The sequence below is a fragment of the Uliginosibacterium sp. H1 genome, from assembly GCF_036017065.1.
Classification (GTDB): domain Bacteria; phylum Pseudomonadota; class Gammaproteobacteria; order Burkholderiales; family Rhodocyclaceae; genus Uliginosibacterium.
In genome coordinates, this window is the sequence record NZ_JAYXHR010000003.1 from 362,852 (window position 1) to 376,765 (window position 13,914).

The 13,914-nt window shown below is 67.5% G+C and carries 8 protein-coding genes; 1 reads left to right on the forward strand and 7 read right to left on the reverse strand.

Annotation, left to right across the window (positions count from 1 at the left end):
- Nucleotides 1-6: 6 nt before the first annotated feature.
- The 3 genes from VVD47_RS18300 to VVD47_RS18310 form a co-directional block, all read right to left on the reverse strand.
- Entirely contained in the window at nt 7-5,928 is a 5,922-nt protein-coding gene (locus VVD47_RS18300; protein ID WP_327604953.1) for a porin, read from the reverse strand.
- Nucleotides 5,929-6,015: 87 nt separating this feature from the next.
- A complete protein-coding gene (locus VVD47_RS18305; RefSeq protein ID WP_327604954.1) occupies nt 6,016-8,661 on the reverse strand; it encodes a beta strand repeat-containing protein in 2,646 nt (881 codons plus the stop codon).
- Nucleotides 8,658-9,185 (reverse strand): hypothetical protein, encoded by a 528-nt coding sequence (locus VVD47_RS18310; RefSeq protein WP_327604955.1) that lies wholly within the window; start codon nt 9,183-9,185, stop codon nt 8,658-8,660. Before VVD47_RS18310 ends, VVD47_RS18305 begins: the two co-directional genes overlap by 4 nt.
- Before the next feature lie 313 nt (nt 9,186-9,498).
- Here VVD47_RS18310 and VVD47_RS18315 point away from each other — a divergent pair, with 313 nt between their 5' ends.
- Entirely contained in the window at nt 9,499-10,245 is a 747-nt protein-coding gene (locus VVD47_RS18315; protein ID WP_327604956.1) for a HesA/MoeB/ThiF family protein, read from the forward strand.
- 110 nt (nt 10,246-10,355) lie between these two features.
- Here VVD47_RS18315 and ribD read toward each other — a convergent pair whose 3' ends face one another.
- From ribD to glyA, 4 genes are all read right to left on the reverse strand, one after another.
- Complete coding sequence (gene ribD, locus VVD47_RS18320; protein WP_327604957.1) at nt 10,356-11,453, reverse strand: bifunctional diaminohydroxyphosphoribosylaminopyrimidine deaminase/5-amino-6-(5-phosphoribosylamino)uracil reductase RibD; 1,098 nt, start codon at nt 11,451-11,453, stop codon at nt 10,356-10,358.
- A gap of 13 nt (nt 11,454-11,466) precedes the next feature.
- The gene (locus VVD47_RS18325) at nt 11,467-11,859 is read right to left on the reverse strand and encodes a YkvA family protein (RefSeq protein ID WP_327604958.1); all 393 of its coding nucleotides are present in this window, start codon (nt 11,857-11,859) and stop codon (nt 11,467-11,469) included.
- A 14-nt stretch (nt 11,860-11,873) separates the two neighbouring features.
- Nucleotides 11,874-12,353: a transcriptional regulator NrdR gene (gene nrdR, locus VVD47_RS18330; RefSeq protein WP_327604959.1), complete on the reverse strand. Its 480-nt coding sequence runs from the start codon at nt 12,351-12,353 to the stop codon at nt 11,874-11,876.
- Between the two features lie 133 nt (nt 12,354-12,486).
- Nucleotides 12,487-13,737 (reverse strand): serine hydroxymethyltransferase, encoded by a 1,251-nt coding sequence (gene glyA / locus VVD47_RS18335; protein ID WP_327604960.1) that lies wholly within the window; start codon nt 13,735-13,737, stop codon nt 12,487-12,489.
- Nucleotides 13,738-13,914: the final 177 nt, after the last annotated feature.

A 13,914-nucleotide genomic window follows, 5' to 3' on the forward strand; every position in this document is an offset into this window, starting at 1 on the left:
CCTGGCTCATGGCGATGTCATGTCCTCGAAGAGCCCCTCGTCGAACTTGAAGCGCAGGCGCAGGTATATGCCGCGGTTGCTGCTGTCATCCTCCACCAGGTCCCTGTCGCGGAAGCCGAGGAAGTTGTAGCCGACCGATACCCACATGTCCTTGCTCATCAGATAGCCGACCTCCGCACCGGCCGCCGTCTCGCTCTGCCGGTTGCCCATCGAGAACATGCGGCTGAGTTGCAGGCCTACGTCCCAGTCGCGATTGAGCTCGTACACGGCGCGGCCGGACAGCAGTTGCGTCACCATCCGGGTCGACAGTCCGAAGGCCTCCTCGTCGGCCAGCTTGGCCGCATAGCGGCCGGTCAGCACCAGCTTGCGTTGCGGCTGCACGTTGGCGTGGGTGGAGAGGATGTGCACGCGGCGCTCGTAGGCGCGGCCCGGCGTGTCGTCTTCCTCGATCTTGTACTCGTAGCGGCCCAGGCCGTTCCACACGTTGGTGTCGCGATCGCGATAGGCGAAGCCGGCCTGGAAGCGCTGCTGCACGCGGTCGCCCATGCTGGCGACCTCGGAGTCGCTCAGGCTGTAGATGCTGCGCCCGAGGAAGGTCCAGCTCGGATCGATCTTCACCGCCAGGCCCAAGGTGTTCAGCCAGGTGTCATTGGTTGGGCCGTCGCGCCACTCGAAGCGGGCAGTCGCCTTCCAGTCGGCGTTGAAGGTGTAGGCCACCGCCGCGGTGATGGCGGTGGACTCGTTGCGCAGGGTCTGGCCCGAGCTTTCCAGCGACTCGATGCGCTCGATGCTGGTGTCCAGGCGCAGGCCGTCGCCTACCCGCCATCGGTTGCGCAGCCCCATCGCGGCTTCCGCCTCGCGGCCCGAGAATGCGTCGCGCGCCCGGTACTCGCTGAACGCCTGGCCGTCGTCCATGTAGGCGGTGTCGATGCCGAAGATGGCCGTGTTGCGGCGCTGGTCGCCCTCGACGGCATAGGCGCTCTCCAGGTCGGAGACGAACTCGTAGCGGCCGTACAGGCGGGTCTGGCTGCCGATGCGGTAGTCGCCGCCGACGGCCAGCAACTGTCGGCTGGCGTCACCGATGGCCTGCTCCACTTCCGTGAACAGTGACAGTTCATCCATGCCGGGGACGGGGGCGGCGATGCGCACGCGCACGCTGTTGGTGTCGTCGGCGTTCTGCCCCAGGGCGGGGTTGGCATCCTGCTGGAAGCTGCGCAGGCCGATATCCAGCTTGAGCCGGCCATCGAAGCTGTGCTCGACGCCGACCAGCACGTCGCGGCGCCGGGCGCCGTTCGCCTGGTCCTCCGAGGCGCGCGCCTCGACTACGGCGAGGGTGCTCTCGGCCAGCTTGTAGCCGATCTTCGCGCCGGCCTCGCCACGGCCACGCGACAGCGTGGAGGAGGGGTTGTCGAAGTTCTCGTCGGTGCGCGCGTAGTAGACGCGGCCCTGCAGGTCACCGCTGTCGCGACGGATCTCGATCCGGCCGGCATTGCCGCGCCCGAGGGTGTCGCGGCGCGTACCGGCCACCTCGCCGACGATCACGAAGCCGTGGCTCTTCAGCGTGACATTCGCACCGCCCAGGCGGGAGGCGTCCTGCGGATTGCGGTCGTCGACCAGCACGCCGCCGACTTCCGCGCTGAGGCTCTCCGACTCCCACAGCATGTAGCGCAGGTCGGTGCCGGCGATCCAGTAGCGGTCGCCGCCCTGGTCCACTTCGTAGGTGACGCGGATGAAGTTGTCGTTCAGGTCCGGGTCGACCGTCGGCACCGGAGCGCGGAACAGCAGGCTGCCGCTGAACGCCTCCAGCGTGTAGTCGGTGAAGCGGGCCTGCGGCACCGTGCGCAGCACGATGGACGGCTGGCGGCGATCGCGGGTGATGATCTCCACGCGCTCGCTGTTGGTGATCAGGCTGCCCAGGCGCAGTGCGTACGGACCCGAGGTGCCATTGGCGGGAATCTCCTCGACGATCTGGCGCGAGTTGGTGTGCGAGGCAAAACTGTCCGCCACGAAGCCATTGGCATCGTAGTGATGGCGCAGGCCGTTGAGGCTGCGGTTGTAGGCGGCCAGGCTGCGCGCCGGGGTGACCATGCCGCCCAGCACGACCGACGCGGTGCTGGCAGTCTGGGTGTTGAAGTCTCCCCACAGCAGCCAGGACTTGTCCTTGTCGACGCGGACATACAGGTGGCCGGTGGACTGCGCGTCGAAGCCCTTGATGGACGAGTCGCCGTACACCGGATAGAAGCGGTCCGGCTGGATGTCCCGGAACAGGCGCTCCTGCGTGTCCTTGTCCGAGTCGTAGCCCAGGGTCAGCAGGTACTCGCCCTTGATCTTGCCTTTCAGGAACAGGGCGGCACGCGCGCCCGCGTCGCGTCGTGTATCGCCGGATTCACTGCTGCTGGCGAAATGGGTGATCGCGTCTTCGAAGCCGTCCTGCGCGCTCGCGGACTGCAGGGCCCCGCGTCCCAGCTTGCTGAGGCTGAGCGTGCCCTCCAGCACGCCGACGGCGACCATCTCGCGCAGCACCGGCAGCACGGCGAAGCTGGTCTCCTGCACCGCCTTGCCGCTGCTGGCACGCAGGCGCAGCTCACCGGGCTCGATGGGCATGCGCAGCGCAAACTCGCCGACGCCTCCTTCCACGAAAACCTGGAAGCCGGGCTGTGTCGGATCGAGATCCTCCACCAGCCATTCGCCCGCGCTGGATTCGAGCGTCACCGGCGTGCGTGCGGCAATGCTCAGCCCCTTGTCGTCCTGCACGCGGACACGGACCTTCATCTGCGAAATGCCGTCGGCGCGCGGTGGCGTGGCGGCCTCGATGACCAGCCGCTGCAGTTCCCCCGGGGCCTGCACGACGATGCGTCGCTCGCCCATCGGATTGCCGAAGGGGTCGTACTGCACCAGGCGCAGCGTATTCGGGCCGGGCAGCAGGGACACGCCGATGTACTCGTGGATCTCCAGTTGCTGCGCGTCGCGCAGTACGCGTGCGCCGACCTGGCTGTCCGGCAGCGGCTTGTCGTTCACGACTAGTTGCAGGCGCGTGCCGGCCTGTCCCTTTACGCGTACCGGCAGCTGGCGCGCGGCCAGGCGCATGCCGTCCTCCAGGCCGAGGAAGTCGAGGCGGTTGTCCAGCTCGACCTTGCTCAATTCTTCCAGCGAAGCCGTGAGCAGCAATACCTTGCCGGGCGGCTGCTCCTGCGCGCTGCCGGCGGGCGTTGCACCCGCCGGCGTCGGTGCCGCAACCCGCGCAACGGCATTGCTACCGTCGCCCATCGTCGGTTGTCCGACGATGCCTGCGGCGGCCCCGGAGGGCGTGCTCTGCGGGGGCGGGTCGAGGCTCAGCGCCTGGACGGCCGCGGCGTCGCCGTCGCTGCGCGCCGCGGCGGCGAGGCGGCGACGGTTGTCGACGTCCTCCATCACGCCGGGATCGCAGCCATCGATGGCGAAGTCCGCGCGATGCAGTTCGCCGTTCTTCATGTCGATGAAGCGGCTGTCGCCGCTGCCTGCGTTGCGGTTGGACAGGGGGCGCATGCGGGCGCCGGTCGGCAAAGTGGTCGCATCCAGCTTGGCGACGTGCGTCCGTGGCGATACGTTGTAGAAACTGAATTTCCCTTCGCCGTCGCTGAGTGCCCAGGTCCCGTCCTCAAGCCAGACGCGCACGCCGGGAACGCCGGGCTCGCCGCTGTCCTGGATGTCGTTGGCATTGCAGTCGGCGAACACCTTGCCGAGGATGAAGCCCTTGGTGTCGAAGACGCCGCCTTCGACGCGCACCGCCGCAGAGGCCAGGTTGCTGCTGCGTCCCAGGGGCGGGGCGCTGGTGGCGCGTGCCCTGCTGACGGCTTCGCCCTCGCGCGCACCGGGGCCCACCTTCATGCGGTAGCTGATGCGCGTCGTGCCGGCGTCGGGAATGTTGCCCAGCGGGAACTGCAGCCCCCGTGTGCTGCGCACCGGCTGCAGGGCAGCGGCGCGGTCTTCCTGCCGGAAGCTGCCGTCCTCGTAGCTGAACCCCGGGGGGGGCTGTGCCGCCACGGTGACGCTGGTCAAGGGCATGCCGCTGACGTTCTTGACGAGCAGGATGTAGTCGATGGACTCGCCGATCTCCACCGCGGTGCGGGATGCGCGTTTCTCCACCATGATGCCGTTGGCGATGGCATCGGCATCGACCGGCACATCCAGCATCACGGCGCCCGTGTCGAGGTTGACCGGGAAGATGCCGCCGTAGGAGCCGGCCGCGTCCACGCTGCGGCCCGCGGGCAGGCGATCGGCCTCGACGATGGAGGGGAAGCCGTAGGTATCCGGCGGCTGGATGGCCAGCCGGTAGGAGCTGGGGGCCACCTGCGGAAACTGGTAGCGGCCTGCGGCGTCGGTGGTGACGGTGGAGGGCGCGGGCGTGATGCCGTCCGGCATGAAGACGCGGGCCGCGCCTCCCGGGCTGCCGCCGTTGCCGCTGCCTGCCACGTCGATCAGGCTGACGCTGACGCCCGCGACCGGTTCGTTGCTGACGCTGTCGAAGACCACGCCGTAAGGGTCGATCAACAGGTCGGCCTCGGCATTCCCGCAACCCAGGGTCGTCGCGGTGACGTGGTCGCTCTTCAGTGTCTCCAGCGTGCCATTGCCGGGGATGGCCGAGGAGACGCGCGCTTCCGCCGTGGGTATCGCCTGCTGCACACGGAAGATGCCGGTGTTGGGGCCGGTTTCCAGCGCGGCGAAGTCTTCGGTGTCGTTGGTCTTCTGGCTGGCGACGCGTACCGTGAGCGTCTCGGCGACGGAGGCGTCGGTGTTGCACAGGCCGCTGTCCGCCTGCAGGAACAGCGACTCGCCAAGCTCGCGGAAACTGGTGGGGCTGTGGAAATCCGGCGCGGTATAGAAGGCCAGCCGGGTGGCCTGCGGATCGACGTTCAATGTCAGCGTGTTGGCGAACATGTCCACGCCGGAACTCTGGCCGGGAAAGGTGTACCAGCCCCAGGCGTCGTTGAGCAGTTGGCCCTGGGCGATGTTCTTCACCAGCACGTCCATGGCGAGGTCCAGGCTCGCGCCGGTTGCCAGCGCGTCGAAGGCGTAGGCCACGGCGTCCACCAGCGAGAGATCGGCGGGTGGATTGAGTGAGAAGCTCATCGCGGCGTCGCCCGCGCGGTGATAGAGCAGCGCCACGCCGGCTGGCACGCTGGCGGAGACGAACTGGGTGTTGGCGGGGATGGACTGGATGGCGAGTACGTGGTCCATCGGCATCCCGTCCACCGTGAATGGAATGCCCTCCGCATCACGGTTGCCGACGTTCCGGATGAACAGCCGCAGGCGCACCGTGTCGCCGCGTTCGGGGGTCGTGTCGGATGCGCTCTGCGCCATCAGCAGCACCGGGCCGTCGGTGGCCATCACGGTGTCGGTGCTGGTGACGACCAGGCCGGCAGCGGTGGCGGCACGCAACAGCAATCGCGCGGCCCCGCCGCCCACGTTGAGCGGCAGGCGGCCGAGGACGACCACGTGCAGGACCTCGTCGGGCGCGAGGTTGAACTGCGTGATGACCGGCTCGCCGGCATCGGCCAGGGCATTGGCATTGAGGTCGTGGATGATCGTCAGGTCGTAGAGATCGAACTGGTCACCCGGCAGGTTGCTGATGCCCAGCAGGAACAGCGCCGGGGTGTTGCCGGTGTTGGTGAGCACATGGGCCATCTGCATGGTGCCGCCCACGGGGTAGCGCTGGGTCTGGTCGGGCGTCAGGTCGCCCGCTTCTACCGGCTGCAGGATCACGCGCACGATGTTCGATTGCAGCGTCTGCATCTGCCCGGTGGCGCCGTCCAGGTAGTGCAGCGTGGCGCGGCTCTCGATGACCGTTCCCGCTGCCGGTTGGGCGATCGCCGGCAGTGGCAGGAGGGTGGCCGCCAGCATGAGCAGGCCGGCGGACAGCCAGGCGATCAGCCGGACTGCGAACGGCATGGGGCGGGGTTCGCAGGGGGCGGTTGGTGCCAGCGCCCTCATTTCTGCCTCGCCATCGATGTCTGGCCGGGTGTCCGCGCTCCTCGCTCAAGGATTGATGCGCACGCCGAAGCTCAGCGTGACCACCTGCCCGGGCGTCATCGTCCCCACCACCGCCTGCACCGTGCCGGCGGTGCCCGCAGGTGGCGCCGTCACGCTGCCCTGGCTGGTGGCGGCGGCGACGGTGGCGTGATACGTGGTGTTGGGCGGCGTGGCATCGCTGACCACCACCGAGGTGACGTTGGCAATGCCCGCGTTGGTGGCGGTGACCTGATAGCGCACGCAGGCACCGGGCACCGCGCCGGTGGTGATGGTGACCGGACTGAACGGCGTGTCGGCGGTGCCGTCGCAGGCGGCGTCCAGTGCCTGCGATTTCTCCAGCCGGACCTGGCCGGCGATCACGCTGCTGCCGGCGGTCGCTGACACCGGTGCCGGTGCCGCCACGCCGCCGATGGTGCCGGTCGTGGTGGCGGTGAGCGTCATCGTGTCCACCGTGCCCGGCAGCGCTCCCGACGCGGCGAAAACCTGCACGAACAGCGTGGCGCTTTCACCCGCGTCCAGACCCGCCGCGGTGCTGGCACCGTTGCTGCCACCCGTGAGCTGGCTGAGATCGGTGATGACCGGATCACCGGGATCCAGCACGCCGTCGTTGTTGCGGTCCCAGCGCACGACGCTGGTGAAGCCCGCGCCGGTATTGGTATTGCCCAGCACCACCTGGCCGACGCTGCCGCCCTCCAGCGCATTGCCGCTGTTGCGGATGGTGTAGGTGTAGGTCACCGAGCCGCCGGCCAGCACCTGACCACTGTTGTTGGGGCCCAGCGTCAGGCCGCGGGTCGTACCGACCTGCACGGCGTCATGCACCGTGTCGGTCGCATTGGTGACGGGGGAACGCGCACGGAAGTACAGCGAGGTGGTGCCCCCCGCCACGCCTGCCGGCACCGTCACGTCGGCATACACGACGCGATTCGAGCTCGCGTTGATGATGCCGGTGTTGGTGATGACCGCATCGCTCGCGTCCTTGAAGCTCACGGTCCATCCCGCCGGCAGTGTCGTCGTGGCGAAGCTGCTGTCGGTGCTGGCCTGCAGGTTGAAGGCATCCGCCACGCCGCTGCCATTGGCGACGTACAGGGTGAAGCGGGTGGTGCTGCCCGGGCTGGTCGGGTTGGTCACCACCGGCGAGCCTTCCGGGCCTGCCCCCAGCCCCGGCGCTCCGCCGCCCGCGGAGTTGTTGGTGATGTCCACCACGCTGGTGGTGATCGTCGTCAGCCTGTCCGTCGCACTCTGGAACTTGGTCGGGTCGAGCCGCGAGGTGGCGGTCTTGGTGACGTCGTACGGTCCACCACCCGACACACCTGCCGGCAGCGTGGCCTTCAGGATGACGTTCAGGCTTGCGCCAGCCGCCATGGGCCCGGTGTCCGGAATGCCATTGGCGTTGGTGTCCAGCAGTGGCGTGACGCCGTCGGCCTGGAACAGCACGAAGCTCGTGCCGGCCGGGAAGACGCTGCCGGACAGGGTGATGTCGAAGCTGTCCACCCCGTTGCCGTTGTTGGTCACCGTGTTGGTGAAGCTGGCCGTCCCGCCCTGGGTGACGAAGGGAACGACCGCGCCCAGCAGTCCCACCGCCGAGCCCTGGGTGACCACGAACTGCACGGCATTCGTCGACGTCGCCGGAACCGTGATGGCACCGTTGTTGTAGCTGAACGTGGCGGTGTTGAGGGTCGTCGGGTTGATGCCGGGAGCGAGACCCGCGTTGATGTTGACCTGGAAGCTCAGGGTGCCCGACGCGCCGGCCGGCACCGAAGCGATCACTGCCGTGACCCGCGTGCCGGCGGTCACGTTGTAGTCGTAGACGATGCCGCTCTGGTTGTCGCTGGCATCGGCATCGGACAGCGTCGTCGCGCCGGTGCCGCTCCATCGCCCGCTGCCGGGTACGTAGGTCATGCCGGAGGGAATGACGTCCGCCAGCATCACCGCGGTGGCGGTTCCCGTGCCGGTGTTGGTGTAGGTCAGCGTGAAGGTGCGTGGCCCGCTTCCTGCCGCGCCACTGGCCAGGTCGATGGACTTGGTGACATTGACGACGGCATTGCCGGAGACGGTGGTCGTATCGGTATTGGAGGCCGACTGACCGGGTGTGAAGGTGCTGGTGGCCGTCACGGTCATGGTGTTCGTGTTGGTGGCGACGGCCGTCGGCGGCACCGTGGCGACGACGACGAAGCGGAACACGCCACCGGCCGCCAGCGTGCCGCTGGAGGTGATCGGCGTGGCGTTGTCCGGCACGCCGTCGCCATTCGCGTCGGCGTACATCAGGATCGTCAGCATGTTGAAGTTGCCACCGGTGTTGGTGGCAGCGAGGGTGAAGCTGTCGTTGCCGTTACCGGTGTTGGTCAGCGTGTGCGGATAGCTGACCAGCCCGCCCAGCGCGACCTGTCGCGTGCCGTTGCTGGTCAGGGTGAGGCTGGCGACCTGCTGCACCACGGTCACCACCGCGTTGCTGGTCACCGTGCGTACGGTTGCCGACGAATCGGAGTAGGTCGCGGAGGCCTGGTTGCCGATGTTGGTGCCGGCAGCGGGCGCGGCGTGAGCGCTGCCCGGCATCGCGCTGGCCAGCCATGCGGCAAGCAGGATGAATGCAGCGCGGATCAGCAGGGCCGGCGATGGCTGCGAATGGCCAGGGCAATGGTGGGGGCTGCTCATGGCTGACCCCCTTGCGCATTGCGCGAGGGCGGCAATGGATCAACGCGCATGCGCGATACCACCGTGGTGCTGGCGCCAGCGGCGAGATCGCCCAGCTGCCAGCGCAGGAAGCGGTACTCCGCAGGCGGAACTGTCTGCACCTGCTGCCTGCCATCTGCCAGCTTGACCGTGCGCTTCAGCGGGGCCGGCTCGAATCGCTGCCCGTCCAGGCTTGCCAGCACCCGTTGCGGCCGCGCGCTGTCGGCGATGTAGGCGATGTTGCCGGCCGGCACCGGCAGCGTGGCTTCGAGTTTGCGGGCGGTCGCGTTGCCACGGTTACGGTAAGTCGCCCGGTACTCCAGCACGTCGCCCGGCATGGCGCGCTCGGCGGCGCTGAAGGTCTCCTCGCCACCGTCGCGCTTCTGTACGGCAAAGACTTCCAGTACGACGACGACATCCTCGGCCGCCCGGGCGGTGATGCTCGCGCCGAGCAGGGCAAGCAGCATGAACATGCTGCGTGGAAAGCGACTGTTGCGGTTCGGCATGGGCCTGCCTCCTAGAAGGTCTCACCGGCCCGGACGCGCAGAAGGTGCTGCGATCCCGGCCGTTGAATCGGTCATCGGTGCTGCACCAGCGCTCTCGTGGCATCGCCATTCATTTGTGGGATGCCTTGTTGTGTTTATGCAAAATTACTCATATGGAATTTGGTGTCAACAGGTGGACTAATAGCATCGTCATAAAGTGCGGGGCCATGCCCGTCAGGGTATGTATTTGGCATTGTCATGATTGTTGCGGCCTGGCCTTTTGGTGATGAATGCCGTCCTGCGCTAAGCTCAGGGCTTACCCGGATACGCAACCATGAACGACGACCAGCTTCTCCGTTACTCACGCCACATCCTCCTGCCCGAGATCGATGTCCCGGGGCAGCAGGCCATCGTCGACAGCACCGTGCTGGTGATCGGTGCCGGCGGGCTGGGCTCGCCCGCCGCGATGTACCTGGCGTCCGCCGGCGTCGGCACCCTGTTGCTGGCCGATGGCGATACCGTGGACCTCACCAACCTGCAGCGACAGATCCTGCACACCACCGAAGGGGTGGGGCGGCTGAAGGTGGAATCCGGCCGCGACACGCTGGCGCGCATGAATCCGGAAACGCGCGTGGAAGTGCTGGCCGAGCGGCTGGAAGATGCGGCGCTGGATGCCGCCGTGGCGCGGGCAACGGTCGTGCTGGACTGCTGCGACAACTTCGCCACCCGCCACGCGGTGAACCGTGCCTGCGTGAAGCACCGCAAGCCGCTGGTGTCCGGCGCCGCCGTGCGTTTCGACGGACAGGTGTCGGTCTTCGACCTGCGCGAAGCCACCAACCCCTGCTACCACTGCCTGTTCCCTGAAGGGGAGGACGTCGAGGAAACCCGTTGCGCGGTGATGGGCATCTTCGCGCCACTGACGGGAATCGTCGGCAGCCTGCAGGCTGCCGAAGCGCTGAAGCTCATCGCGGGCTGCGGCGAGCCGCTGGTGGGGCGGCTGCTGATCATCGACGGCCTGTCGATGAACCTGCGCACCGTGCGCTATGGCCGCGATCCGGCCTGTGCGGTCTGCGCTGCCTGAACGCCACGCCGTTCCGGGCGAAAGCGCATCACGTCACCCGGATGCCCCGGCATGACGATGCCGACGACGCACTGGATCGTCGCCTTGCCCCCGGAAATCCGGGTTGCTGGTCAGCCCGCTGAAGCGGGGCGGGCGAGGATGCGCAGGTCTTCGCCGACCCGCATCACGTCGGTGAATCGCAGGCGTGGCACCTGCTGCATCGACCCGAAGTCCGGCAGCATCGCCAGGCCACGTGCCGGGTCGCCCAGCAGGGCGGGCGCGAGGTAGACCAGGTACTCGTCCACCAGGCCGCTCTGGATGAAAGCGGCATTCAGCGTGGCGCCAGCTTCCACCAGCAGTTCGTTGATACCCCGTGCCGCCAGCGTGGTGAGCAGTTGCGGGATGTCGATGCGACCGTTTTTCTCTTGGGCGAGCAGCACTTCCGCGCCCTTCGCCTGCAGGGGCGCGTGGTGGGTGGTGTCGGTGTGCAGGGTGACGATCAGGGTCGGGTGGTCCTGCAGGATGCGCGCGGTGTGTGGCGTGCGCAGCGCACTGTCCAGCACGATGCGCAGCGGCTGACGGCTGGTCGTCACCGCGCGCACGTTCAATTGCGGATCGTCCGCCAGCACGGTGCCCACACCCGTCATCACGGCACAGCTACGCGCGCGCCAGTGATGCGCATCGGCGCGTGCCGCTTCACCCGTGATCCATTTGCTCTCCCCATTGGCGAGCGCGGTCTTGCCGTCCAGCGAGGCGGCGACCTTCAGTCGCACGAAGGGACGGTTGCGCTCCACGCGGGACAGGAAACTTTCGTTGAGCGCGCGCGCCTCATCGCTCATCACACCCACATCGACCGCGATACCGGCCTCGCGCAGGCGCGCAAAGCCCTGGCCAGCGACCCTGGGATTGGGGTCTTCCATCGCGGCGACCACGCGCGTCACGCCGGCACGCACCAGCGCATCACAGCAGGGCGGCGTGCGGCCGAAATGGCTGCAGGGCTCCAGCGTGACGTAGGCGGTGGCACCGCGCGCCTTGTCGCCTGCGTCGCGCAACGCATGCACTTCGGCATGCGGCTCGCCGGCACGCTCGTGCCAGCCCTCGCCGACGACGATGTCATCCTTGACGATCACGCAGCCGACGCGCGGGTTCGGCGTGGTCGTGTAGAGCGCGCGCTCGGCCAGTGCCAGCGCGCGTTGCATGTACTGCAGGTCGTCGATGTCGTCGCTCATGATGAATTGAGGTCTACCGCGTCAGCGTGTCGTGGAGCCACCACGCCAGTAGCGCCAGCGTGAGTAGCCAGAGCGCGACGATACACGCAGCGGCGATCCTGCTCACGGGTCGCTGCGCCACAGTGCTGGCACGCTGACGCGCATCGACGAGGACGGCTGGCGGCGTCAGGCGGATCACCAGTGCGAGGCCGAGCGGTATCAGTATGAGATCGTCGAGATAACCCAGCACCGGGATGAAGTCGGGAACCAGGTCGATGGGGCTCAGTGCGTAGGCCGCCACGCAGAGCGCGAGGAGACGGACGAACCATGGCGTCCGCGGATCACGGGCGGCGAACCAGACGGTAAGGGTGTGCTGCTTCAGTGTGCGTGCCTGCCCCCGCAACCGGTCAGTCAGGGAGATGGGCATCGCGACGGGGAGACTCAGCTGCGCGTACGGGTGCGCGGCTTGGCCGGTGTGCTGACTTCGCGGATGACTTCGGAGAACTCTTCGGCGTCTTCGAAGTTGCGATACACCGATGCGAAGCGGATGTACGCCACCTTGTCGAGGCGCTTGAGTTCGCGCATCACCAGTTCGCCCAGCTTGTCGCTGGGGACTTCGCGCTCGCCCAGCGACAGCAGGCGGCTTTCGATGCGGTCCAGCGCGTGTTCGACGCTCTCGGCGGTGACCGGGCGCTTGCGCAGTGCGAGCTTCATGCTGCCCAGCAGCTTCTCGCGCTCGTACTCGGCGCGGCTGCCGTTCTTCTTCACGACCTGCGGCAGCTTCAGTTCGATGCGCTCGTAGGTGGTGAAGCGCTTGTCGCAATCACCGCAACGGCGGCGGCGGCGGATGATGTCGCCTTCGTCGTTCTCGCGGGTGTCGGTGACCTGCGTGGAGGCGGCACCGCAGAAGGGGCATTTCATGCAGGACGCTCCGCTCTGGAAGAGGCAGCAGACGATAAAGAAAAGGCGCAGCCATGGCTGCGCCTCGTCGTGGCAACGGGGGAGGGCGCGGTGGGCACCGCGCCTGCGAACAGACTCTCCCCGTCATTCATCCTCAGTCTCCGTAGACCGGGAACTTGCCGCACAGGGTGGCGACTTCGCCACGCACTTTCGCCAGCACGGCTTCGTCGTTGGGTGCGTCCAGCACGTCGGCCACCAGGTGGGCGATGCGCTCGGATTCGATCTCGGTGAAGCCACGCGTGGTCATCGCCGGGCTGCCGATGCGGATGCCGCTGGTGACGAAGGGCTTTTCCGGATCGTTCGGGATGGCGTTCTTGTTCACCGTGATGTGGGCCTTGCCGAGTGCGGCTTCGGCTTCCTTGCCGGTGATCTTCTTGGCGCGCAGGTCGACCAGGAAGACGTGACTCTCGGTGCGGTTGGACACGATGCGCAGGCCGCGCTGTTCGGTCAGCACGCGGGCCATGACACGGGCGTTGGCGATGACCTGTTCCTGGTAGTTGCGGAAGGCCGGGGTGGCGGCTTCCTTGAAGGCCACGGCCTTGGCGGCGATGACGTGCATCAGCGGGCCACCCTGCAGGCCCGGGAAGATGGCGGAGTTCAGCGCCTTCTCGTGCTCGGCCTTCATCAGGATGACGCCACCACGCGGGCCGCGCAGCGTCTTGTGGGTGGTGGAGGTCACCACGTCGGCGTGTGGCACCGGGTTGGGGTAGTAGCCGGCGGCGATCAGGCCGGCGTAGTGGGCCATGTCCACCCAGAAGATGGCGCCGACGTCCTTCGCCACCTTGGCGAAGCGTTCGAAGTCGATGCGCAGCGAGTAGGCGGAGGCACCGGCCACGATGATGCGCGGCTTGTGCTCGTGGGCCAGGCGCTCCATCTGGTCGTAGTCGATCTCTTCCTTCTCGTTCAGGCCGTAGGCGACGGCCTTGAACCACTTGCCGCTCATGTTGAGCGCCATGCCGTGGGTGAGGTGGCCGCCTTCGGCCAGGCTCATGCCCAGAATGGTGTCGCCCGGCTTGGCGAAGGCCATCAGCACGGCCTGGTTGGCCTGCGAACCGGAGTTCGGCTGCACGTTGGCAGCTTCGGCGCCGAACAGCTTCTTCAGGCGGTCGATGGCCAATTGCTCGGCGACGTCAACGTACTCGCAACCACCGTAGTAACGCTTGCCGGGGTAGCCCTCGGCGTACTTGTTGGTGAGCTGCGAGCCCTGCGCTTCCATGACCGCGGCGCTCACGTAGTTTTCGGAGGCGATCAGTTCGATGTGGTCTTCCTGGCGCTTGTTTTCGTCCGCGATGGACGCGTACAGCTCGGGGTCGACCTTGGAGAGGATGTCTTTGCGGGAGAACATGGTTGTCCTGGGGGCAGGGTGTTGATTAAGCGCGGATTGTAGCAAGACGCCCTTGCCCGGCGCGGGCTGTATGGCGGTTCTGGCTGGGTGAAATGTTCTCATCGCGCCATGAACGCCGCTCAGGGACGGGGGGCTAAGTCGCTGATTTTCATGGGGACGGAGATTTCCGGGCTGGTT

Excerpts from the sequence above, each read along its gene's own strand:
- VVD47_RS18300 (WP_327604953.1), bottom strand. The coding sequence starts at position 5,928 with ATGCCGTTCGCAGTCCGGCTGATCGCCTGGCTGTCCGCCGGCCTGCTC.
- VVD47_RS18305 (WP_327604954.1), bottom strand. The coding sequence starts at position 8,661 with ATGAGCAGCCCCCACCATTGCCCTGGCCATTCGCAGCCATCGCCGGCC.
- VVD47_RS18310 (WP_327604955.1), bottom strand. The coding sequence starts at position 9,185 with ATGCCGAACCGCAACAGTCGCTTTCCACGCAGCATGTTCATGCTGCTT.
- VVD47_RS18315 (WP_327604956.1), top strand. The coding sequence starts at position 9,499 with ATGAACGACGACCAGCTTCTCCGTTACTCACGCCACATCCTCCTGCCC.
- ribD (WP_327604957.1), bottom strand. The coding sequence starts at position 11,453 with ATGAGCGACGACATCGACGACCTGCAGTACATGCAACGCGCGCTGGCA.
- VVD47_RS18325 (WP_327604958.1), bottom strand. The coding sequence starts at position 11,859 with ATGCCCATCTCCCTGACTGACCGGTTGCGGGGGCAGGCACGCACACTG.
- nrdR (WP_327604959.1), bottom strand. The coding sequence starts at position 12,353 with ATGAAATGCCCCTTCTGCGGTGCCGCCTCCACGCAGGTCACCGACACC.
- glyA (WP_327604960.1), bottom strand. The coding sequence starts at position 13,737 with ATGTTCTCCCGCAAAGACATCCTCTCCAAGGTCGACCCCGAGCTGTAC.